The organism is Nonomuraea rubra (genome assembly GCF_014207985.1).
Lineage (GTDB): Bacteria > Actinomycetota > Actinomycetes > Streptosporangiales > Streptosporangiaceae > Nonomuraea > Nonomuraea rubra.
In genome coordinates, this window is the sequence record NZ_JACHMI010000001.1 from 3638662 (window position 1) to 3660047 (window position 21386).

Here is a 21386-nt window from a genome sequence, read left to right on the forward strand (position 1 = left end):
TGCATGTCATTTACGCAGGTGGGAGGGATAGTGGGGAGTTCGAGAGGCTTCCGATGAATGTCCGGGCTCCTGTATGGTCAAGTGCCATGGACGCACCTCTCCACGAACGCGTCGCGTCGGATCTGCGCCGCCGCATCAGCTCGGGCGAGCTGCCGGTGGGCTCCGCCATCCCCTCGGAGTCGCACCTGTGCGAGCAGTGGGGCATCTCGCGGGGCCCGATCCGCCAGGCGCTGGCCACGCTGCGCGCCGAGGGCCTCATCGGCGGCGGCCGCGGCAAGCCGCCGGTGGTCCGCAGCCAGAGCATGCCCCAGCCGTTCGAGACCTTCCTGTCCTTCTCGCGCTGGGTGGAGCTGATGGGCCGCACGCCCGGGCAGCGCACGCTGGAGATCGCCCGCCGCCCCGCCACCCCGGAGGCGTGCGACGCGCTCGGGCTGGAGGAGGGCGAGCCCGTCGTGCAGATGTTGCGGCTGCGGCTGATGGACGGCCTGCCCGCCATGGTGGAGCGCACCACGTTCGTCTGGTCCGCCGGGCGGTTGCTGTTCGACTTCGACTGCGACTCCGGGTCGGTCTTCGCCCACCTGAGCCGCTGCGGCGTGGACCTGAGCCGGGCCCGTCACGTCATCGACGCGGTGGCCGCCGACGACGCCGACGCCGGGCTGCTGGGCGTCCCGCGCGGCGCGCCCCTGCTGCGCGAGCGCCGCCAGACCTCCTCCGCCTCCGGCGAGCCCGTCGAGTTCTCCGACGACCGCTACCGCCCCGACCTCGTCTCGTTCACCATCGACAACTCGCAGCAGGCCCACCCGGCGCTGCTGCGCGGCCCCAACGGCCTGCTTCCCGCCCTGACCCCGCAAGGAGAGACCCCGTGATCGAACTGGCGGTCCTGGACATCGCCGGCACCACCGTGGAAGAGCACGGCGCCGTCTACGTCGCCCTGGAGGAGGCCGTACGGGCCGCGGGCGGCACCCCGTCGGCCGCCGACATCGGGCGCTGGATGGGCTCCGGCAAGCGCGAGGCCATCACCGCGCTGCTGGACGGGCCGGGGGGCGGGCCGCCGTCCGACGAGAGGGTGGACGCCGCGTTCGCGGACTTCCGCGCCCGGCTGAGCGCGGCCTACGCCGCCCGGCCGCCCGCGCCGCTGCCCGGGGTCCCCGAGGCGATCGCCGAGCTGCGGGCCGCGGGCGTCAAGGTGGCGCTCACCACCGGGTTCGACCGCGAGGTGACCACGTCGCTGCTGTCGGCGATCGGCTGGGAGCACGGCGTCCTGGACGCGGTGGTGTGCGTGGACGACGTCCCGGCCGGCCGCCCGGCGCCGTACATGATCTTCCGGGCGATGGAGGCGACCGGCGTGAGCGACGTCGGCCGCGTCCTGACCGCCGGCGACACCGTGCGCGACCTGGAGGCCGGCACCAACGCCGGCGCCCGCATCGTGGCCGGGGTGCTCACGGGCAGCCAGGACGCCGCCACCCTCGGCGCCGTCCGCCACACCCACCTCCTGCCGGGCGTGGCGAGCATCCCCGGCCTGCTCTCCCTGCGCTGAACCGGCGCCAGGGGGCCTGCGCTCAGCGGCCGATCAGGTCGAGCTGCAGGTAGTCGAGGTTGAAGTTCTGGTAGGCGTCCTGCGGCATGCGCAGAACCAGCTCGTGCGTGCCTCGGGCGAGGCGGCGGCGCTCCAGGGGCTGGAGCGTCAGGGCGTCGTGGCTGGTGGTGTTCGCGATCGGCGCGGTCGTGCCGGTGCCCGTGCCCCAGTCGAGCACGACGGTGCCGGCCGGCGAGTACGGCGAGGAGACGCGGGCCGACACCTGGTAGAGGCCCGCCTTCTTCACCTCGAAGCGGTACTTGAGCCACTCGCCGCCGCGGATCCAGTTCACCGCGATCGCGCCCTCTAGGTCGCAGATGTCCACGCCCTCCTCGGGGCGGGCCACGGTGCAGCGGTTCGGGTCGAGGTCGTGGTAGCCGACGCCCTCGCCGCCCGGCGCGTAGTCCTCGCCCTCGACCCGGACCGTGCGGTGGCCGGGCTGCCGGCCGTAGCGGGACAGGTCGCCGCCGTCGCGCCAGTGGTCGAGCGCCTCGACGTTGTCGGTCTGGATCATGTTCGCGCCGTACGTCCCGGCGAGCGTCTGCCAGCCGAGGTTCTCGTCGCGCAGGGACGCCTCGTCGGTGTACCTGGCTGCCAGGCCGTACCACATGCTGTTGATCCAGACCCGGCTGTGCCGCGCGATCTTCTCCAGCGTCGCCGGCGCGACCTGCGGGTCCTCGGGCTGGTCGAAGACGATCTCGTACGCCACGGGCTGGCGGCCGGGGAACGTGCCGGGGGTGCCGGCGGTGGCGTCGTCGATGATGTGCATGTAGAGGATCTCAGGGTCCTTCGCCATGAAGGCGGCGGCCTCCTCGACCGTGGGCGCGCCCTTGAACAGGCCGTGGTCCACGGTGCCGGTGCTCTTCAGCACCTCGTACATCCGCTCCCTGACGGGCCAGCCCTTGTCCAGGTTCACCAGCGCGCGGCCCTTGACGGCCCGCATCGCCTCCTCGAACGTCGGCACGGTGTGCTCGGTGACCGCGGACTGCCTGCCGCCCAGGCCCTGCCTGAGGTGGAGCGCCTTGATCTGGGCGAGGGTCAGGTCGGCGACCCGGCCGGTGCCGTCGGTGGTCCGGTCGACGGTCTCGTCGTGCATGAGCACGAGGTGGCCGTCCCTGGTGGGCCGCACGTCGATCTCGACGATCTCGGCGCCGTCCTCGACGGCGGCGCCGATCGCGGCCAGGGAGTTCTCGGGGGCGTCGCGCCACTGCCCGCGGTGGGCGGCGATCATGAGCGGAGCCTTGGGGCCGTGTTCGAGGAGGTTCGCGTGAATGCGGCCGAACCTGCTAGGGGTGGCGGCGGCCGCGGTGGACGCGGGGAGCGAGGTGAGGGTCACGGCGGTCGCCACGGTGGCCAGGCCCATGGCGGTCAGGCCGCAGCGGAACTTCCGAATCATGGACATAAACCCTTTAAGGGGGATATGTCGCCCAGATGAACGGGCAGCAGACGCCCGCGCAATCACCGGTGATCTTGCGAAGGGCGGGGCACCCCGTGGTAGTGCGGCAGGTCGAGCGGCGGCACAGGGAAGCCACCGGCCGTCGGCTCCTCGGACAGTTCCTCGAACTCGGCCTCCACCTGTGCCTTCCTGGCTTCCTTGCGCCGCTGGTTGACGGTGTCGAAGCGCATCCAGATGGCCAGCGCGGCGATCACGATGACCACGCCGAGCCCGATGCCGAGCGTCCGGTTCTGGTCGTTGACCACCACGTTGCGCACGGCGGCCACCAGCAGGATCCAGGCCAGGTTGACCGGGATCAGCACCTTCCAGCCCAGCGACATCAGCTGGTCGTAGCGCACCCGCGGCAGCGACGCGCGCACCCACACGATGAAGCAGAACGTCAGCACGAACTTGATGAAGAACCACAACACCGGCCACCAGCCCTGGTTGGCGCCCTCCCAGAACGTGGAGATCGGCGCCGGCGCCCGCCAGCCGCCCAGGAACAGGGTGACCGCGATGCCCGAGGCGGTGAAGGTGTGCAGGTACTCGCCCATCATGATGAGCGCGAACTTCAGCGACGAGGAGTACTCCGTCTGGAACCCGCCGACCAGCTCGCCCTCGCCCTCCGGCAGGTCGAACGGGATGCGCGCGGCCTCACCGAACATGCACACCACGTACACCAGGAACGACGGGATCAGCAGCACCGCGAACCAGGTCTGCTCCTGCGCCTTGACGATCTCGGAGGTGGACAGCGTCCCGGCGAACAGGAAGATCGCCACGAACGACAACCCCATCGCGATCTCATAAGAGACCACCTGGGCCGCCGACCGCAGCCCGCCCAGCAGCGCGTACGGCGAGCGCGACGACCACCCGGCCAGCACCACCCCGTACACCGACACCGCACCCATGGCCAGCATGAACAGCACCGCCACCGGCAGGTCCACCAGCTGCAGCGGCGTCTCCACGCCGAACAGGTTCACCACCGGCCCGAACGGCACGATGGAGAAGGCCAGGAACGCCGGCACCACCATGATCACCGGCGCCAGCAGGTACAGCACCTTGTCCACGGTCCGCGGGAAGAGGTCCTCCTTCAGACCCATCTTGATCGCGTCGGCGACCGACTGCAGCAGGCCGAACTTGCCGGCCCGGTTGGGGCCGTAGCGGTGCTGCATCCGCGAGATCAGCTTGCGCTCGAACCAGACCCCGAAGACGACCCCGAGCCCCAGGAAGGCGAAGAGCATCACGGCCTTGATGATGGTGATCCAGAGCGGATCGTGGCCGAAGTCGGCGAGGGTGGGAGCGGCCGCCGGCGCGAGCGCCGTCGTCCCGGTGAGCGTCATGAACGGGCACGCTAGTGCGCGAGCCGGGCGGTGTCTTGAACGAATGCGAACAGCTGCTTCGGCGTCATCCCGGCCATCGTGCGGACCTCCCGTGTGAGGTGCGGCTGGTCGGCGTACCCGCACGCGACCGCCCCGGCCAGCGTCGCCGAGGGGTGGCTCAGCGCGTGCACCGCCCGCTGGAAGCGGGCGACCCTGGCCACCGTCTTGGGCGTCAGGCCCACCAGCCGGCGGAACCCCAGCTCCAGGTAGCGGCGGCTGACACCCAGCTCCCCGGCCAGCGCCTCGACCGTGAGCCGCCCGCCCGGCCCTCGCGGCCGCCCGTCCGGCTCCCGCGGCCACGCGGGCGGCTGCTGCAGCCGGTGCCAGGCGTGCATGACCAGGCCGTCGGAACCCGCCGCGGGGGCGGGGCGCTGTGCCGCCGCCAGCCACCGCTCCAGCACGCCGAAGCGGGCCTGCCAGCCCGCCGGCTCCATCAGCCGGCCGGTCAGCTCCTCGGCGCGGGCGGCCCCGAGCAGGTCCGCCAGGGGCACGGTCGTGCCGGCCACCTCGCGCATGGGCGTCCCGAGCAGCGCCGACATCCCGGCAGGGGTGAGCCCGACCGCCACCCCGTGCCGCCAGAGCGCACGGGACGAGAGCGTCACCGCGCTCCGGGGGCCGGTGACGATCGGGTCGCCGCCGGCGAAGTCGACGATCAGGGTGGCCGCGTTGAGCGGCAACATCCTGGTGCGCGGCTCCGTCCCCCCTGGCCCGGCCCGGAAGCCCGCCCACCCCAGCACGTACGGACGCAGGTGCGGCCCCGGCGCGACGGCGACGGACCGGTACGGCCCGGGGCGCGGCTCCCCGGGCAGCGAGTGGATCGACATCACAACACCATCCTGCAGCCGCCATCCCCGCTTCCCGGCATCCCGGGGCCACCTGGCCCTCTGGTCACGGCCGGTGGGCAACGCCCAGCGCCCGAGGCGGACCAGGCGCTGAGACCCCATCTTCCTGCCGTGAGGGCAGGGGGTTTGTTGCTTCGCGGCGAGTTCGCGCGACCTCGTTCCGTGCAACGTATCCGGGTATGACGGCAATGACGAAGAAATCCTGCTCATGCGGACACGGATCCTCCTGCTCCTGCTCCAGCAGCTGTAGCTGCGGCTGCAACTCCTGATCCCCCAGCCCCGGTACGCGGGCCCGGACGCCGGCGATAGTCCGGGCCGAGCATGCGTACGCGGGAGATTCCGGGTCGGCCGCCGCGGGAACCGGCACGGCCATCCCGGGCGCCGGGAGCCCGGCTTCGCGCGAGACCGATCGCGAGCCGGTCACCGGTGCCCGGGATGCGGCCCGCCGCGCGCGGCGGCTCTGCCCCCCGATGCGGAGGCGGCCCTGGCGGGATCTATCTTCGGATAGCGTGATCGACTGGTATCCGACGGCAGAGCCGTACGACAGTGGCATGCTCCCCGTCGGCGACGGCGCCGAGATCTACTGGGAGACCTGCGGCAATCCGGCGGGCAAGCCCGCGCTGTTCCTGCACGGCGGCCCGGGCGGCGGCCTGCTTCCCGGCCACCGGCGCTTCTTCGACCCGGACGCGTACCGCATCGTGCTGTTCGACCAGCGCAACTGCGGCCGCAGCAGGCCCTACGCCGGCGATCCGGCGGTCTCGCTGCGGCACAACACCACGCCCCACCTGATCGCCGACATCGAACGGCTGCGCCGGAGGCTCGGCGTCGAGCGCTGGCTGGTCTTCGGCGGGAGCTGGGGCACGACCCTCGGGCTGGCGTACGCGCAGGCGCACCCGGAGCGGGTCACCGAGCTCGTGCTGCGCGGCGTCTGGCTCGTCCGTCCAGGGGACGAGGCGTGGTCCTTCACGCCGTCGGGGGCGGCGCACCTGTTCCCGGCCGAGTGGGCGGCCTTCGTCGCCCCGATTCCTGTCGACGAGCGGCATGATCTCGTCGCCGCCTACGGCCGCCGCATCGGCGACCCCGATCCGGCCGTGCACGTGCCCGCGGCCCGGGCCTGGATGGGCTGGGAGCTGTCCGCGAACACGCTGCTGCCGGTGACCCCGCCCGACCTCGACGAGGCCGCGCTGCTGGCCTTCGCCCGCATCACGCACCACTACATCGCCAACGGGGCCTTCCTGCCGGAGAAGGGCCTGCTGGCGGGTATCGACCGCATCCGCCACATCCCCGCGGTCATCGTCAACGGCCGCTACGACATCAAGACGCCCCCCGGCCAGGCCTGGGCCCTGCACCAGGCCTGGCCGGAGGCCGAGCTGCGGATCGTCGAGGACGCCGGCCACGGCGGCTCCGAGCCGGGCATCCGCAGGCTGCTGATCCAGGCCACCGACCGCTTCCGGCCCTGACCTCGGGCGAACGGGTACGTGCCCGCGAGCCCCGGCTACGGGCGCCCGTTCAGGGTGTCGAGGAATCGTCGCTCGAACGCGGCCGTGCCGGCCGCGGTGCCGTACCAGAGCGGGCCTCCCGACGGCGAGAGGTACGTGCGCCCGGCCGACGGGCCGCTCGGCACCACGTCCACGCGCCCGAACGTGAACTCCACGTGCCCGGGACGGACGGCGCTCATCGCGGCGAGCGGGTCCCACCAGTAGAGCAGGGCCTGCTCGATGAGGGGCCGCACCTCGGGATGGGTGACGATCTCCAGGACGGTGTCGGCGGCCGGGGTGCGGTGGTCGGCGGCGAGCCGGTCCAGGAACGCGCCGGTGATCGGCACCTCGTTGGCGGCGTCCAGCGACACCATGCGCACGGTGCCCCTGCTGCCGGTGAGCACGGCCCGCGCGGCGGCGGGGTCGAGCCAGTAGTTGAACTCCTGCGTGCCGTCGAACTCGGGTGGCGTGCCGCAGCACAGGTTCCCCGGGACGTGTACGGCGCCGCCCATGGAGGTCAGCCGCGAGGCGGAGTGGGGGAGGGCGGCGGCCAGGTTCGTGAGGGGGCCGGTGGCGATGATCTGGGTCGAGGGGTCGGCCCGCAGCAGCTTCCTGATCAGGTCGGGCGCGCGGACCGCCGACGGTGTCTCGTCGCCCGCGCAGCCGGGGGTGGCGGCCGTCAGCACCCGGTCGAAGAGCTGCCGGAGGTCGGCGGGGAAGGAGTTCGGGCCGGTGCCGGAGCCGTCGGCGATGCGTACGCCGCTCAGGCCGAGCCGCTCGGCCAGGCACCTGGCGTGCCGGATCGCGCGGCCGGGTAAACCGGCGCCGCTGTTCGTCACGGTGATGGCGCGCAGCTCGATGCGGCCCGCGCGGTGCTCCTGGGCGAGGTAGGCCAGGGTCGCGGCGTCGTCGAAGTCCATGTCGGTGTCGAAGACGACGGCCGGGGGACGGGCGTGGGCGGCGGTCGCGGGGATGACGGCCAGGGTCAGGAGGAGTGCCAGCAGGAGTCTTTTCATGAGATTCCCGGGATGTGTGGGTTGATCGGGTACCGGCTCCAGTCAAACCCGGAGCTGTTTCATTTCGCACTCATCGGCCCGCGATTGCATGACACGTACGTCACCTGTCAAACTGGTGATGTGAACCATGTCTTCCTGTGCGGCGACCCCGCGCTCGACTTCGCCGGCACGCTGCGCGCCCGCCGTACGTCGCGCTTCGAGATGCTGGACGCCCCTGCCAGCCTCGGCTCCTGGTACGTGGAGTGCGGTCTCGTCAACGCGGCGCCCGCCTGCGGGGACGGGGACCTCGCGCGGGCCGTGGCGGTGCGGGAGGCCATCTACACGCTGGTCACGGCGCGGCTCGCGGGCGACGGCTACGACGAGCAGGCGCTGGCGCTGGTGAACGAGGCGGCCCGCACGCCGCCCGCGACACCCCAGCTCACCGCCGGCGGCCGGTGGACGGAGGCGACCCCCGAGCAGGCGCTGTCCACGGTGGCGCGGCACGCCATCGAGCTGCTCAGCGGGCCGGAGGCGCCGCTGATGAAGGAGTGCGCCAACCCCGAGTGCACCAAGGTCTTCATCGACCGGTCGCGTGGCGGGCGGCGGGAGTGGTGCGGCATGGAGTCGTGCGGCAACAAGATCAAGGCGGCGGCGTACCGGGCCCGCAAGAAGCAGGCGGCCACGCCGCGCTGACGCGCTTCGCGGGTGGGGCGGAATGGCCTACAAACCGGGATTTATCCCGCTAAGGTGCATGGGTCCGTCCCGGCTGTCACAGGAGTCACGCCGCTCATGCCCCGTGCCGAACCGCTGCGCCCAGGCGACCCCGAGGCGATCGCCGCCTACCGGATCGCCGGGCGGCTGGGCGAGGGCGGCCAGGGTGTCGTCTACCTCGCCAAGGCGCCGGACGGGCGGCCGGTGGCCGTCAAGGTGCTGCGGGAGCCGGCGCGCGGGGACGACCGGTTCGCCAGGGAGATCGCGGCGGCGCGGCGGGTGGAGCCGTTCTGCGTCGCGCAGGTGCTCGACGCGTCGCTGGGCGGGCGGCCGTACATCGTCAGCGAGTACGTCGAAGGCCCCTCGCTCCAGCAGGCCGGCCGACACCATGGCGCCGACCTGCAGCGGCTGGCCGTCAGCACCGCCACGGCGCTGGCCGCCATCCACCAGGCGGGCATCGTGCACCGTGACTTCAAGCCCGCCAACGTGCTGCTCGGGCGGGACGGGCCGCGCGTCATCGACTTCGGCATCGCCCGCGCCGCCGACTCCGCGCTCACCGTCACCAGCGGCATCGTCGGCACGCCCGCGTACATGGCGCCCGAGCAGCTCGCGGGCGCGTACGTCGGCCCGGCGGCGGACGTCTTCGCCTGGGCCTCGGCCATGGTGTTCGCCGGTACGGGCAGGCCGCCGTTCGGCGACGACTCGCTGCCCGCGGTCATCAATCGCATCCTCAACCACGAACCGTTCCTGGGCGACCTGCCGGAGTCGCTGCGCCCGATCGTGCACGCCTGCCTCGCCAAGGACCCGGCGGCCCGGCCGGCCATGCAGGACGTGCTGCTCCGCCTCCTCGGCGGCAGCCACCCATCCACGCCTGGCCACCCGGTTGGCCATCCGGCCGCGCCTGGGGATCCGGCCGCGTCCGGTCACCCGGCCATGCCCGGTCCAGGCGGCCACCACGCCGTCCAGCCGCCCCCGGGCCCCTGGCACCCGGCGGCGGGCACGTTGCCGCCGGGCCGCCGGAAGCGGCACCTGCCCGTGATCGCGGCCCTCTCGGGAGCGCTGGTCGCGTGCCTGGTGGCCGGGGTCGCCGTGTGGAACACGCTCGCGGCCAGGCAACCTGTCACGCCCGCGCTGGCCGCCGACTCGGGCGAGAGCACGGGCGAGGGCGCGGCCGAGGACGACCGCGAGCAGGCGTCCCCCCCACCCACCAGGAGCAGGAAGCGGACCCGCACCCCGACGCCCACCCCCAAGAAGACCCCGGCGTCCACGCCGACGAGCACGCCCAGGAGCACCCCGTCGCGCACCGTCCCGACCACCCGCCCCAGCCCCACCCCGTCCCGGACCCGCACGACCGCCCGCCCGTCACCCACCCCGAGCAGGACCAGAGCCCCGGCGGCCGCCTCCTTCAGCCTCGCCTACGTACGGGTAGCCGGCAGCTCGAAGATCAACACCGAGGGCGTCACCTGCTACTCGGGCACGCTCGGCTTCGGCGTCGGCCTGGACGCGAGCCGGGAGGGCGCCCCCTTCTCCTACCAGTGGATCGTGGACGGCGAGGTGATCGAGAGCGGCTCCAGGAAGATCCCGTCCTACGGCAGGAGCGACTACTTCGGCTCCAGGAAGCAGATCACCCCCGAGCTGGGCTCCACCCACACGGTCGTCTTCCAGCTCACCTCCCCGGTACGTAAGAGCAAGTCGACCAGCTGGACCATGTGCTGAGCGGACCCAGGGCTCACCCGGCGGCGCCGCGCATCTCCTCCTCGATGTCGCGCGCCGTCACGGCCAGCGCGCCGACCAGGCCAGGCAGCCGGTCGCGCGAGAACCGCGTGGTGGGCATCGACACCGACACGGCCGCCTGCGCCGTGCCGTCCTGGCCGCGTACGGCCCGGCCGACGGCGGTGACGCCCTCCTCGGTCCTGCCCGCGTTGATGGCGAAGCCGCGTTCCCGCGTCGTGCGCAGCTCGCGGCGCAGCGTCACCAGGTTGGGCCGCTGGCCGGGCCGGTCGGCCCACTTGTCCTCGCTGTAGAGCAGGTCGAGCCGTTCGGGAGGAAGGCCGGCGAGCAGGATCTTGCCTCCGGAGGCGAGGTGGGCGGGGAAGACCATGCCTTCGCGGTTGCCCACCCGCAGCGCCCGGTCGCACTCCACGGTGCCGATGAACCGTACGTGATCGCCGGAGAGGATCACCAGGTTGGCGCTCTCGCGAACCCGCTCCACCAGCGCCGACAGGTGCGGCATGGCGACCGCGCGCAGCCGCGAGGTGTGGGACAGGGAGCCGGCGCCCAGCGAGAGCACGGGCCCCGCCGCGTACCGGCGGTCCTCGAACTGCACCGCGAAATCCCGGTACACCAGCATGGCCAGCAGCCGGTGCGCGGTGGACGGCGCGACGCCGAGGCGTTCGGCGGCCTCGCCGACGCCGAGCGGGCCCTCCACCTGGAGCATCACCGCGAGCTGGAGGGCGTGGTCGACGCTGCGGATGGAGTAGTTGGGGGGATTCTTCACAGCAGAATGTCCTGTTCTCCTGGTAGGCCCAGGCTACAAGCTGGCATCACAGCATCGAGCCGCACGCCGACGCCGTGTCACCCGTTGAAGGAGCGAGCATGAACCGGACCACGAACCAGCCCGTGCGCCTCGCCGTGGTCGACGCCCCGGACCAGCCACCGCCGTCACCCGCGCTGGAAGAGCTGTACCGCGGCTTCGAGCAGGAGCTGCTGATCCCGCTCTGGACCGAGATCGGCGACCTGATGCCGCCGCACCCGCGCGCCAAGGCGGTTCCGCACCTGTGGCGCTGGCAGAGCCTGCTGGCCCTGGCGGACCAGGCCGGCCACCTGGTGCCGGTCGGCCGCGGCGGGGAGCGGCGGGCGATCGCGCTGGCGAACCCGTCGCTCGGCGGCCGGCCGTTCGCCACGCCGACGTTGTGGGCGGCGATCCAGTACCTGATGCCGGGCGAGGACGCCCCCGAGCACCGGCACACCCAGCACGCGTTCAGGTTCGTCGTCGAGGGCGAGGGCGTGTGGACCGTCGTCGGACGCGACCCGGTGCCGATGCGGCGCGGCGACTTCCTGCCCCAGGTGGGCTGGAACTGGCACGCCCACCACAACGGCGCCGCCGAGCCGATGGCCTGGATCGACGGCCTGGACATCCCGTTCCAGTACGCCGTGGACGCACAGTTCTTCGAGTTCGGCCGGGACCGGATCTCCGAGGCCGAGCGCGTCACCCCTGACCGTTCCCGCTCCGAGCGGCTGTGGGGGCACCCGGGCCTGCGCCCCGTCTCCGCGCCCGGCCCGCAGCCCGGCACCCCGCTGCTGGCCTACCGCTGGGCCGACACGGACCGCGCGCTGGCCGACCAGCTCGACCTGGAGGCGGAGGGGTACGCGGGCACGGTCGATCCCGGCCACGCCGCCGTCCGCTACACCAACCCCACCACCGGCGGCGACGTGCTGCCGACCATCCGGGCGGAGATGCACCGGATCCGCGCCGGCGCCGAGACCGCGCCCCGCCGCGAGGCCGGTTCCTCGGTCTACCAGGTCTTCGACGGCAGCGGCCGTGTCGCGGTCGGCGACACCTCGTGGTCGGTGACCCGCGGCGACCTGTTCGTCGTCCCGTCCTGGCTGCCGTTCTCGGCCAGGTCCGAGGCCTCGGCGTCCGACTCCGACTCGGGCGCGCTCGATCTCTTCAGGTTCAGCGACGGGCCGGTCTTCGAGGCGCTGCACCTCGACCGCGTCGCAGTGGAAGGACAACGCGCATGAAGCTCGCCACCATCCGTACCACCGGCGGCCGTACCAGGGCCGTGCGCGTGGACGGGGACACCCTCGTCGACCTCGGTCTCGCCGACGTCGGCGAGCTGCTGGCCCGGCCGGACTGGGCCGAGCACGCCGCGCGGGCGGACGGCGGCGCGGTCGAGAGCGCCGGGTTCGCGCCCGTCGTACCCCGGCCCGGCAAGGTCATCTGCATCGGGCTGAACTACCGCAAGCACATCCTGGAGATGGGCCGGGAGCTGCCCGAGCACCCGACGCTGTTCGCCAAGTACCCCGAGGCGCTCATCGGCGCGTACGACGAGATCCAGCTGCCGCCCGAGTCCGATCAGGTGGACTGGGAGGCCGAGCTGGCCGTCGTCATCGGCCGGCGGGTACGCCGGGCCACCGAGGCCCAGGCGGACGCGGCCATCGCCGGGTTCGCCGTGCTCAACGACGTCACCATGCGCGACTGGCAGTACCGCTCCCCGGTCTGGCTGCAGGGCAAGACCTGGGAGGCCAGCACGCCGTTCGGCCCGTACCTGGTCACGCCCGGCGACCTGCCCGGCGGCACCCGCCCGTCGCTCACCCTGACCGGGTCGGTGGACGGAGAGGTGGTGCAGCGGGCCGACACCGCGGACCTGGTCTTCGACCCCGTCGCGCTGGTCCGGTACGTCTCCACGATCCTCACCCTGGAGCCGGGCGACGTCATCGCGACGGGCACGCCGGGCGGGGTGGGGCACGCCCGCAAGCCGGCCCGCTACCTCGCCGGCGGCAGCGTCCTGGCCACCGAGATCACCGGCCTGGGGCGCTCGGAGTCGAAGGCCGTGGCGGAGCCCGTCGCGGGAGCGCTCTGATGGCCGCCCAAAGGAGCCTGGCCGACAGCCTGCGCTGGATGGCCGAGGGCACGAAGACGTTCTTCGGGGTGCTGGCCGGCCTGCCGGACGACCGGCTGGACGTGCCGACGGCGCTGACCGGCTGGACGGGCAGGCACCTGCTCGCCCACGTGGCCGCCAACGCCGACGCGCTGCTCAACCTGGCGCACTGGGCGCGCACCGGCGAGGAGCGCCCGATGTACGCCTCGTTCGAGCGGCGCGACGCCGAGATCCAGGCCGGCGCCCTGCGTTCGGCGGCCGAGCTGCGGTCCTGGGCCGCGAGCTCCGCGGAGCTGCTCGACCGGCGGCTGTCGGAGCTGGACGAGCACCAGTGGAGCCGCCCGGTCCGCACCGCCCAGGGCCGTACCGTCCCGGCGGCCGAGGTGCCCTGGATGCGGGCCAGGGAGGTCATGGTGCACGCCGTCGATCTCGGCGCCGGGGTGGGCTTCGGCGACCTGCCCGCGGACTTCCTGGCCTCCCTGATCGACGACATCACCACCAAGCGCTCGGGCGCGGGCGACGGCCCGGCCCTCGCCCTGACGGCGACCGCCCACGACGGCACGCGGACCCTCCCGGGCGCCGGCGGCCCCGCGGCCGTGACCGGCACGCGCACCGGCGGCCCGAACGCCGCCACCCGCACGTGGACCGTCGCGGGCACCGGTGACCCCGTGGCCGTCACCGGCACCCTCGCCGAGCTGGCGGCCTACCTCTCCGGCCGCGCGGCCGGCCCGGGCGGCCGGCCCGCCCCCGTCCTGCCGCGCTGGCTGTAGGCGGCGCGAGCGCAACGATGGAAGGAACCCCTCAGGTGACCGGTAACGACGTCGACGTGGTCGTCGTGGGCGGCGGCATCGGCGGCCTGTCCAACGCCCTCGCGCTCAGCCGCAAGGGCCTGCGGGTGCGGGTGCTGGAGCGGGCGCAGGAGTTCGGCGAGGTCGGCGCCGGCCTGCAGATCGCGCCCAACTGCACGCGCATCCTCGACCGCTGGGGCCTGCTCGGCGAGATCACCTCGCTCGGCGTGCTCCCGGAGAACATCGTCATGAAGGACGCCGTCGACGGCAGCGTCCTGACCAGGCTCGACCTGCACGACGTGGAGCGGCGCTACGGCTTCCCGTACATGGTGATCCACCGCAGCGACCTGCACGGCACGCTGCTGCGCGCCTGCCGCGAGGCGGGGGTGGACCTGGTCACCGACGTGGCGGTGACAGGGTACGAGCAGGCCGCCGGCGGCGCGGTCGCCGTGCACGGCGGGGGCGGGGAGTTCGGCGGGGTGGTCGTCGCGGCCGACGGCCTGCACTCGGTGGCCCGCCGGATCCTGAGCGACGACGAGCCGGTCAACTCCGCGTACGTCGCCTACCGGGGCGCCGTGCCGTTCGACCGGGTCGCCGGCCTCGACGTGCACCCCAAGGACGTGGTCGTCTACGTCGGCCCCCGCTGCCACTTCGTGCAGTACCCGCTGCGCCAGGGGGAGCTGTTCAACCAGGTGGCGGTGTTCGAGTCGGCCAGGGCGCTGGCCGGAGAGGCCGACTGGGGCACGCCCGACGAGCTCGACGCGGCCTTCGAGCGGGCCTGCGGGCAGGTGCGGGCCGGGCTGCCGCTGATGTGGCGCGACCGCTGGTGGCGGATGTTCGACCGCGACCCGATCATGAACTGGGTCAGCGGCAGGATCGTCCTGACCGGGGACGCGGCGCACCCGCCGCTGCAGTACCTCGCGCAGGGCGCGGTCATGGCCATCGAGGACGCCTGGGTGCTGTCCGAGCACGTGGGCAGCGCGGGGGGCGACTGGGACGCCGCGCTGGCGGCGTACAACGAGGTCCGCACCGAGCACTGCCGCCGCGTGCTGACCACCGCGCGCGCCTGGGGCGAGCTGTGGCACCACGACGGTGACGAGCGGTTATGGCGCAACGGCGTGCTGCGCGAGCGCGACGTCCACGACTACACCTACGTCGACTGGCTGTTCGGGCCGACCGCGCTCACGCCCGAGCAGGAGCCGCCCATGTTCCCCGCGCGCGTGCCATAGTGAGTCATGAGCCAGGACGTGCCGCCCGCGAAGGGGATCGCCGCCGAGCAGGACGCCCGTGAGGAGGCCCTGGTGCGCCAGGTGCTGGCGGCCTTCGACGGCACGCCGTCGCCCCGGCTCAAGCAGCTCGTCCAGGCCCTGGCCCGGCACCTGCACGCCTTCGTCCGCGAGACCCGGCCGACCACGCGGGAGTGGGAGGCGGCGATCGGCTTCCTCACCGCGTGCGGGCAGATCAGCGACGACCGGCGGCAGGAGTTCATCCTGCTGTCCGACGTGCTCGGCCTGTCGATGCAGACGATCGCGGTCAACAACGAGGCGCGCGGCGACGCGACCGAGGCGACCGTGCTCGGGCCGTTCTTCGTGGAGGGCTCGCCGGAGATCCCGATCGGCGGCGACATGTCCGGCGGCGCCGCCGGCGAGCCGTGCTGGGTGGAGGGCGTCGTCAGGGACACGGCGGGCGAGCCCGTCCCCCGCGCCAGGATCGAGGTGTGGGAGGCGGACGCCGACGGCCACTACGACGTCCAGTACGGCGACGGCAGGACCGCGGGCCGCGCCCACCTCCACAGCGACGACCAGGGCCGCTTCGCCTTCTGGGGCGTCACGCCGACGCCGTACCCGATCCCGTCGGACGGGCCGGTCGGCGACCTGCTGAGGGCCGCCGGCCGTTCGCCGATGCGCGCCTCCCACCTGCACTTCATGGTCTCCGCCGGTGGGCTGCGCACGCTGGTGACGCACATCTTCGTCCGCGGCTGCGCCTACCTGGAGCGCGACAGCGTCTTCGGCGTCAAGGAGTCGCTGATCAGGGACTTCGCCAGGCAGGAGGCCGGCACGCCCGCCCCCGGCGGCCGGGAGGTGTCCGGGCCGTGGACGCGCGTGCGCTTCGACATCGTCCTGGCCCCCGATCAGGGAGCCCAGGACACAGAGGCGGAGCGGTGGTGACCGGCTAGCGGGCCGCCCGCACGTTGGTGTCGATCGGCTGGCCGTTGGCCAGCGCGGTGAACAGCCTGTCCCACAGCGGCATCACGACGTGCGGCGTGTAGTCGTAGGCCGTCTCGGCCGCGGCGGCGCCCAGGCGCAGCCGCAGCTCGCGGTCGCCCATCGCCCGGCCGAGCGCCTCGGTCAGCGCGGGCACGTTGCGCGGCGGCACCAGCAGGCCGTCCTTGCCGGGCGTCAGCACGTCGGCGGGCCCGGTCGGGCAGTCGAAGGCGACGATCGGCAGGGCGTGGCCCATGGCCTCGATCATGGCCATCGGCAGCCCCTCGATCCGGGAGCTGAGCGCGTAGATCGACGCCTTGGCCAGCTCCTCGTGGATGCGGTTGCTGCGGCCCATCAGCCGGATCCTGTCGCCCGCGCCGGCCTCGTCGATGCGCTTCTGCAGCTTCTCCTTCGACGGCCCGGTGCCGAAGATGCGCAGCTTCCACTCCGGGTGCTCCTCCGCGGTGGCGGCGAAGGCCGGGATGAGCATGTCGAAGCCCTTCTGCGGCACCAGCCTGCCCACGGCGATCACGGTCGGGCTGCTCTGGTCGGAGTGCTTGCGCTCCTCCATGTGCACCGCGTTGGGGATGCGCACCACCGGCGTGCTCTTGAGCACCTTGCGGTACTCGCGGCGGCTGGTCTCGGTGAGCACGGCGATCGCGTCGAAGCTGCCGTAGTGGCGGACGATCTGCTCGCGGACCCGCTCGTGGTAGGAGGCCAGGTTCATGTGCTCCTGGGCGACGCGGATCACGCTGGAGGAGCCGCGGCGGGCCGAGATCAGGTTGAGTGCGGGGCGGGTGGTGACCAGGATGCCGTCACGCAGGCCGGAGACGTAGTCGATGACCGCCGCCTCGACGCGCTCGGTGAAGTACTCGGCCGCGAACTCCCCGTACGGGACGATCTTGCCGCGGGCCCGGCGCCACACCTTGCGCGCCAGGGAGTCGGCGGCGACGCCGTCGCGCTGGTCGACCAGCGTCGAGAGCCTGACCAGCGGGTCGATCGCGAACTGCGGCTCGTTCCTGCGCCGGACGACGCTGACGATCTCGACGTCGTGACCGGCGGCGACCATGGCGTTGGCCTGGTTGACCACGGTGCGGATGGTGCCGCCCATGCCGTAGGCGTGCAGCAGCATGTAGCGGATCTTCACGTCAGGTACTCCCAGGTCCTGCACATGTCCTTCAGCACATCAGGGATCTGGTCGGGACGGGGCAGGTCGCGACCGCGTTGTACCGTTCCTGAGCGGATCTTGTCCTTCCAGTCACCCAGGCCCTTGGTCACCACGTCGGGAGTGCCGTAGGAGAGCAGCTCCGGCGCCCAGGGCACCTCCAGGAACTCGCAGATGCCGCGGCCGATCCCCTCGGGGTCGGCGGTCAGCTCCTCGTAGCGCACGGTCAGCCCGGGCAGGGCCTTGCGCGCGCGCTGCACGGCCTTCATGTACCGCAGCGCGTCCGCGGCGGCCTCGTCGGGGGTGCGCTTGCCGGGGCTCGCCTCGTGCCAGGAGCTGGCGATCGAGGCGGGATGGCGCAGCAGGAACACGAACCGCGCGTCCGGCCAGCACGTGGACAGCCGCTCGTAGGCGAACGCGTTCGCCGGCGTCTTCTCGACGATGTACCGCTTGCCGCTGCGTACCAGCTCGCGGTGGAGCACCCGGTCCCACAGCAGGTGCTCGAGGTCGGCCTTGTTGTGGCCGAGTGCCTCCATGGCCTTTTCCGCCAGCGAGGTGTCGAATTCCACTCTCAACCGGCGTACGTGCAGCTCGTGCGGAGCATGCAGGTCCGGGTGAGCGTTGAGCATCGCCCGCAGCAGCGTAGAGCCCGATCGGACCGGCGAGATGATGAACACCGGCGCCTGCACGAGGCGGTCGGTCTTCGGATCCGCCGGCGGCCTGAAAGGCGATTCCGGTCGTTTGACCGGAGCCTTTTCCGTGGCCGTCGTCGTAGCCGCTTGCCCTGCTTTACCTACTCGGTTGAACTGGAACCCTGTGTACCTCGCCAGCGCCCCGTTGATAGTGCGCTGCCACTTCATGCCCCGGAGAGTACCCGGCCTACCTGGAAATTGCCTGAAGAAGAACGCCGCCTTAACGCGGAACCACGGGCAGGGTGATGAAGGAGTCCGGGAAAACGCGCTGATTCTGAACGACCAGCTCGGCCTCCGTGGCCAGGGCCGCGGGACGGCCGGTGCCGGGATTGCGGTCGAAGCGCGGGAAGTTGGAGCTGGAGATCTCCACCCGGATGCGGTGGCCCGCCTTGAAGACCTGGCTGGTGGCGACCAGATCGATGGTGTACGTCCCGGACGGCGTGGCGGTGCGCACGATGCCGTCGATCACGCTCATCGCCCGCCCGTCCGGGTACACGTTCACCAGCTTGGCCGTCCAGTCGGTGGTGGCGGCCGAGGTCTCGGCCCGCAGCGTCACCGACACGGGCCCCGTCACCTCCACGTCGGAGCCGAGCACCCCGGTGGTGTAGCAGAGCACGTCGGCGCGGCGCTCCACGTCGCGCTGGTCCTGCGGGCCCACGTTCGTGGGGTCGGCCAGCAGGGTCGGGCCGCCGGTGGTGGGCACCGGGTCGCGCGGGTCGAAGGTGAAGGTGCGCGGCTCGGGGGAGGCGGGCGGCTCGGGGGAGAGCAGGCCGTCGGCGTGCAGGTGGTAGCGGGTGTCCACGGCGCGGGCGAGCGGCCAGGACTCCTCGTCCCGCCACACGTCGTCGCCCATCACGAAGAGCTTCACGGCCGGCCCGGTGTCGTGCCCGCGCAGGAACGCGAGCTGCCGCTGCTCCAGCTGGATCGCCTGCGCCGAGGCGGCGAACCCGAAGTCCAGCCGCCCGGTGCCGGACGAGGCCGAGGTCAGGTGGGACCAGGGGCCGATGATCAGCGGGCCGCCCAGCCGGCGGTGGTTCTCCAGCGTGCCGGACAGGAACAGGTCGAACCAGCCGGCCACGTGCATGACCGGCACCTCGACGCGGTCGTGCCGCAGCGTCTCGCCCAGGTCCTGCCAGAACGCGTCGCGCTCGGGGTGGGAGATCCACTCGTGCCACCACGGGATGCCCCGGACCGCGTCCAGCGGCAGCGTCCGCACCGCCGTGGCCTGGCCGGTCATGGCCGGCAGCAGCTCGCCGAACGCCGCGCCGACGTCCTCGCCGGCCTCGGCGGCGTGCATCAGCCCGAGCGCCGCCTGCATCGCGCCCCAGTTGAGCGCCGAGCCCAGGGCCAGCGCCCCGCCGTGGTACTTCAGGCCGTCGTGGAAGTCGTGCGGCGTCATGGCGGCGTACACGGCCTTCAGCCCCGGCGGGCGGGTGGCCGCGGCCTGGAGGGCGCAGCCGGCCAGGTACGACATCCCGGTCATCACGACCTCGCCGTTCGACCAGGGCTGGGAGGTGATCCAGGCGATGGTGTCGTACCCGTCGTCGCCCTCGTCCAGCCACGGGCGGAACTCGCCGTCGCTGCTCCCGCGCCCCCGGCAGTGCTGCAGCACCACCGCGAAGCCCGCCTCCAGCGCCGCCGTCACCGGGATCCCCCGGAACGGCCCCTCGCCGTACGGGCTGCGCGCCAGCAGCGCCGGGAACGGGCCACCCGACGCCCGCCGGTGCACCATGCCGCGCAGCACGGTGCCGTCGCGCATCGGCATCGGGATGTCGTACTCGGCGGTGACGGGCATCGGCGGGCGGTCGAGCTTCGGCATCGGAGCCTCCGGCGTCGGTCAGGTCAGGGTGTAGGCGTCGTAGCGCACGGCCGAGGCGGCGCGGGACGCCGAGGCCACGGCCAGCGTACGGTTCAGCCAGCCGTAACGCCCGTCGCCGGTCTCGAACCGGCAGAACAGCCGGAAGTAGTACTCCGACGGGTCCACCTGCTCGCCCCGCGCCAGCCGGTCGAGCACCTCGGGCGGGCCGTGCCGCACGCCGCTGGTGGAGATGTAGAGCAGCGCGCCGTCGTGGGTGCGCAGCGTGTAGCGGGTGTCGATGCTGATCGCGCCGTCGGCGTGGACGACCTGCCAGTCGGCGCCGCCGGGCAGCACCACCCCCGACAGCCGCGGCCCCTCGAACGAGCCGCCCACGATGTTGATCACCCGGCGGCGGCCCCACGGGGAGTCGCCGAGGTCGAGGATGGGGTCGAGCTCGACGTGGAACGTGGCGAGCGGTTCGAGGTCCATCACGCCGTGCTCCGGGTGACGCTCCAGGACGGGCGCTCGCTCAGCGAGGCCGGGTCGAAGCCCGCCGTGCGCTTGTAGGAGGCGGCGATCTCGGCCCGCTCCGCGAGCGGGATGACCTGCTCGACGTCGTCGAACCCGCCGGGCGCCCGCTCGTGCGCCAGCTTCATCACCACCTCGGGCCCCATCTCCCTGTTCGACAGCTGCAGCGCCGTCGTGGCGGGCCGCCGCAGCCGCTCGTACGCGTCCAGGTCGCCGGTGGCCAGCGCGTACGCCAGCACCCGGGCGTCGATGATGGCCTGGGAGGCGCCGTTCGAGCCGATCGGGTACATCGCGTGGGCCGCGTCGCCGAGCAGCGTGACCTTCCCGATCGTCCAGCGGGGCAGCGGGTCGCGGTCCACCATCGGGTACTCGTACGCCGTCTCGGCCCCCGCGATGATCCCCGGCACGTCCAGCCAGTCGAAGCGCCAGCCCGCGAAGTGCCTGCCGACCTCGGCGAGGTCGCACGGGCGGTTCCAGTTGCCGCGCTCGGGGGGCTCGCCGTCGAGCGGGCGTTCGGCGATCCAGTTGATCAGGGTGCGCTCGCCGGTCTCGATCGGGTAGGCGACGAACTTCTGCGTTCCGTCCCCGGCCATGATCATGGACCTGCCGGTCAGGAACGGCTCCCCGTAGGTGGTGCCGCGCCACAACACCAGGCCGTTCCACGGCGGCGGGCCCTCGCCCGGGTACAGGTGCGCGCGCACGGCCGAGTTGATGCCGTCGGCGCCGATCAGCAGGTCCTCGCCGCCCGGCCCGGTGATCCGGCTGCCGGTCCGTACGCTGCCGGGGCCCAGCCGCTCGATCACCGCCTCCAGCAGGAGCAGCTGCAGCCGGCCCCGGTGCACGGAGTACTGCGGCCAGGCGTACCCGGCGCCGAGCCCGCGCGGCTCGGACCAGATGGGCGTGCCGTAGCGGTTGAAGTAGGCCAGCTCGGCCGTGGCGACGCCGATCCCGGCGAGCCGGTCGGCCAGGCCCAGCTCGGTCAGCTCGCGCACGGCGTGGGGCAGGAGGTTGATGCCGACGCCGAGCGGCTTGAGCTCGCGGGCCGCCTCGTGCACGGTCACGTCGGTGAAACCCGCCGCGTGCAGGCTGAGTGCCGCGGTGAGCCCGCCGATGCCGGCTCCGGCGATGACGATGCGCACAGACCCTCCAGATTGTTATGGCCGAAACAATATCTCCGGTACGTGTCCGGTT

20 protein-coding genes are annotated in these 21386 nt (G+C 72.9%); 10 read left to right on the forward strand and 10 right to left on the reverse strand.

Features of this window, described 5'->3' with window-relative positions:
- The first annotated feature begins 86 nt into the window (after window positions 1-86).
- Both HD593_RS16595 and HD593_RS16600 read left to right on the forward strand, forming a co-directional pair.
- Entirely contained in the window at window positions 87-866 is a 780-nt protein-coding gene (locus HD593_RS16595) for a GntR family transcriptional regulator (RefSeq protein ID WP_185103015.1), read from the forward strand.
- On the forward strand, window positions 863-1537 hold the full coding sequence (locus tag HD593_RS16600) for a phosphonatase-like hydrolase (RefSeq protein WP_185103016.1): 675 nt from the start codon (window positions 863-865) through the stop codon (window positions 1535-1537). Before HD593_RS16595 ends, HD593_RS16600 begins: the two co-directional genes overlap by 4 nt.
- A gap of 22 nt (window positions 1538-1559) precedes the next feature.
- Here the strand turns inward: HD593_RS16600 and HD593_RS16605 are convergent, their stop codons facing one another.
- The 3 genes from HD593_RS16605 to HD593_RS16615 form a co-directional block, all read right to left on the reverse strand.
- Window positions 1560-2972, reverse strand: a complete 1413-nt coding sequence (locus HD593_RS16605; protein ID WP_221524790.1) for a glycerophosphodiester phosphodiesterase family protein — start codon at window positions 2970-2972, stop codon at window positions 1560-1562.
- A 62-nt stretch (window positions 2973-3034) separates the two neighbouring features.
- Window positions 3035-4351: an NADH-quinone oxidoreductase subunit NuoH gene (gene nuoH / locus HD593_RS16610; RefSeq protein WP_185103017.1), complete on the reverse strand. Its 1317-nt coding sequence runs from the start codon at window positions 4349-4351 to the stop codon at window positions 3035-3037.
- A gap of 11 nt (window positions 4352-4362) precedes the next feature.
- Entirely contained in the window at window positions 4363-5214 is an 852-nt protein-coding gene (locus HD593_RS16615; protein WP_185103018.1) for a helix-turn-helix transcriptional regulator, read from the reverse strand.
- Between the two features lie 527 nt (window positions 5215-5741).
- On the opposite strand from HD593_RS16615, the gene pip reads away from it, so the two are divergent.
- The gene (gene pip / locus HD593_RS16620) at window positions 5742-6692 is read left to right on the forward strand and encodes a prolyl aminopeptidase (RefSeq protein ID WP_312903501.1); all 951 of its coding nucleotides are present in this window, start codon (window positions 5742-5744) and stop codon (window positions 6690-6692) included.
- A gap of 35 nt (window positions 6693-6727) precedes the next feature.
- On the opposite strand, the gene HD593_RS16625 is transcribed toward pip, so the two are convergent.
- Entirely contained in the window at window positions 6728-7726 is a 999-nt protein-coding gene (locus tag HD593_RS16625) for a nucleoside hydrolase (RefSeq protein ID WP_185103020.1), read from the reverse strand.
- A gap of 120 nt (window positions 7727-7846) precedes the next feature.
- On the opposite strand from HD593_RS16625, the gene HD593_RS16630 reads away from it, so the two are divergent.
- Window positions 7847-8398, forward strand: a complete 552-nt coding sequence (locus HD593_RS16630) for a CGNR zinc finger domain-containing protein (RefSeq protein ID WP_221524791.1) — start codon at window positions 7847-7849, stop codon at window positions 8396-8398.
- 96 nt (window positions 8399-8494) lie between these two features.
- Window positions 8495-10132, forward strand: a complete 1638-nt coding sequence (locus tag HD593_RS16635) for a serine/threonine-protein kinase (protein ID WP_185103022.1) — start codon at window positions 8495-8497, stop codon at window positions 10130-10132.
- A gap of 13 nt (window positions 10133-10145) precedes the next feature.
- On the opposite strand, the gene HD593_RS16640 is transcribed toward HD593_RS16635, so the two are convergent.
- The gene (locus HD593_RS16640) at window positions 10146-10913 is read right to left on the reverse strand and encodes an IclR family transcriptional regulator (protein WP_185103023.1); all 768 of its coding nucleotides are present in this window, start codon (window positions 10911-10913) and stop codon (window positions 10146-10148) included.
- A 98-nt stretch (window positions 10914-11011) separates the two neighbouring features.
- Between HD593_RS16640 and HD593_RS16645 the strand changes: the two genes are divergently transcribed.
- The 5 genes from HD593_RS16645 to HD593_RS16665 are packed head-to-tail and all read left to right on the forward strand — an operon-like array spanning window position 11012 to window position 15976.
- A complete protein-coding gene (locus HD593_RS16645) occupies window positions 11012-12160 on the forward strand; it encodes a cupin domain-containing protein (protein ID WP_185103024.1) in 1149 nt (382 codons plus the stop codon).
- Window positions 12157-13002 (forward strand): fumarylacetoacetate hydrolase family protein, encoded by an 846-nt coding sequence (locus tag HD593_RS16650; protein ID WP_185103025.1) that lies wholly within the window; start codon window positions 12157-12159, stop codon window positions 13000-13002. Before HD593_RS16645 ends, HD593_RS16650 begins: the two co-directional genes overlap by 4 nt.
- Window positions 13002-13790, forward strand: coding sequence for a maleylpyruvate isomerase family mycothiol-dependent enzyme (locus HD593_RS16655; protein WP_221524792.1), 789 nt, complete (start codon window positions 13002-13004; stop codon window positions 13788-13790). Before HD593_RS16650 ends, HD593_RS16655 begins: the two co-directional genes overlap by 1 nt.
- Window positions 13791-13825: 35 nt before the next feature.
- A complete protein-coding gene (locus HD593_RS16660; RefSeq protein WP_312903502.1) occupies window positions 13826-15037 on the forward strand; it encodes an FAD-dependent oxidoreductase in 1212 nt (403 codons plus the stop codon).
- Window positions 15038-15043: 6 nt separating this feature from the next.
- The gene (locus HD593_RS16665) at window positions 15044-15976 is read left to right on the forward strand and encodes an intradiol ring-cleavage dioxygenase (RefSeq protein WP_185103027.1); all 933 of its coding nucleotides are present in this window, start codon (window positions 15044-15046) and stop codon (window positions 15974-15976) included.
- 4 nt (window positions 15977-15980) lie between these two features.
- Here HD593_RS16665 and HD593_RS16670 read toward each other — a convergent pair whose 3' ends face one another.
- The 5 genes from HD593_RS16670 to HD593_RS16690 are packed head-to-tail and all read right to left on the reverse strand — an operon-like array spanning window position 15981 to window position 21334.
- Window positions 15981-17159, reverse strand: coding sequence for a glycosyltransferase family 4 protein (locus HD593_RS16670; protein WP_185103028.1), 1179 nt, complete (start codon window positions 17157-17159; stop codon window positions 15981-15983).
- Window positions 17156-18037 carry a sulfotransferase family protein gene (locus HD593_RS16675; RefSeq protein ID WP_185103029.1) on the reverse strand — a complete coding sequence of 294 codons (882 nt, stop codon included), beginning with the start codon at window positions 18035-18037 and terminating at the stop codon, window positions 17156-17158. The genes HD593_RS16670 and HD593_RS16675 overlap by 4 nt, the downstream gene beginning before the upstream one ends.
- A 52-nt stretch (window positions 18038-18089) precedes the next feature.
- The gene (locus HD593_RS16680) at window positions 18090-19688 is read right to left on the reverse strand and encodes a CocE/NonD family hydrolase (RefSeq protein WP_185103030.1); all 1599 of its coding nucleotides are present in this window, start codon (window positions 19686-19688) and stop codon (window positions 18090-18092) included.
- Window positions 19689-19706: 18 nt separating this feature from the next.
- Entirely contained in the window at window positions 19707-20156 is a 450-nt protein-coding gene (locus HD593_RS16685) for a DUF3237 domain-containing protein (RefSeq protein WP_185111902.1), read from the reverse strand.
- The gene (locus HD593_RS16690) at window positions 20156-21334 is read right to left on the reverse strand and encodes a flavin-dependent oxidoreductase (RefSeq protein ID WP_185103031.1); all 1179 of its coding nucleotides are present in this window, start codon (window positions 21332-21334) and stop codon (window positions 20156-20158) included. Before HD593_RS16690 ends, HD593_RS16685 begins: the two co-directional genes overlap by 1 nt.
- Between the last annotated feature and the right edge of the window lie 52 nt (window positions 21335-21386).